This window comes from Clostridium tarantellae (assembly GCF_009295725.1).
In the GTDB taxonomy this organism is placed as follows: Bacteria; Bacillota; Clostridia; order Clostridiales; family Clostridiaceae; genus Sarcina; species Sarcina tarantellae.
The window spans coordinates 1-505 of record NZ_WHJC01000638.1 but is presented as its reverse complement, the minus strand read 5'-3'; the positions used below and the strand labels follow the sequence as shown (position 1 = coordinate 505).

Below are 505 nucleotides of genomic sequence, written 5' to 3'. Positions count from 1 at the left end.
ATATTAAAAAGGAAAAGTTGCTAGTGCGGGAACACTAACAACTAAAATTTCTTTATATGATTAATTTAAACTGTATGCTTAGATAATTTTATTTTAATAATATTTATCTAAGTATATTTTTTGGTATAAACCCAGCTTTTTTATGTTTACTTTTAGCTAGATTATGTCTTGTTATTAATTCATTATTTATAATGCAACGCTCTAAGTTAAACTGTTTACAGATTTCTACTATAAAGGTAGAAGCAAACTTCTCTCCTATATAATATTTTTTAGCATATTTAATTAAATCTTCTTTAACTATAATACCTTTCCTATCTAAAGTCCTCTGAATCCAATTATAAAGTAAAGCTCTAGCTTTTTCAGTCTTCTTGTCATCCTTAGATGCTTTAGGTCTTGTATCTATTCCAAATGCTTTATACTGCCTAGAAGAAGCACCTTTCTTTGTTGCACCCATTTGTTTTAATTCTTTAAATCTTGTTTCAGCAGATTGTATTAAATTTATATC

The 505-nt window shown here is 26.3% G+C and carries 1 protein-coding gene; it reads right to left on the bottom strand.

Annotated features, from left to right (window positions below; all coding sequences use genetic code 11):
• Positions 1 to 103: 103 nt before the first annotated feature.
• On the bottom strand, positions 104 to 505 hold a 402-nt coding region (locus GBZ86_RS17615; RefSeq protein WP_170272326.1), incomplete at its 5' end, for a hypothetical protein.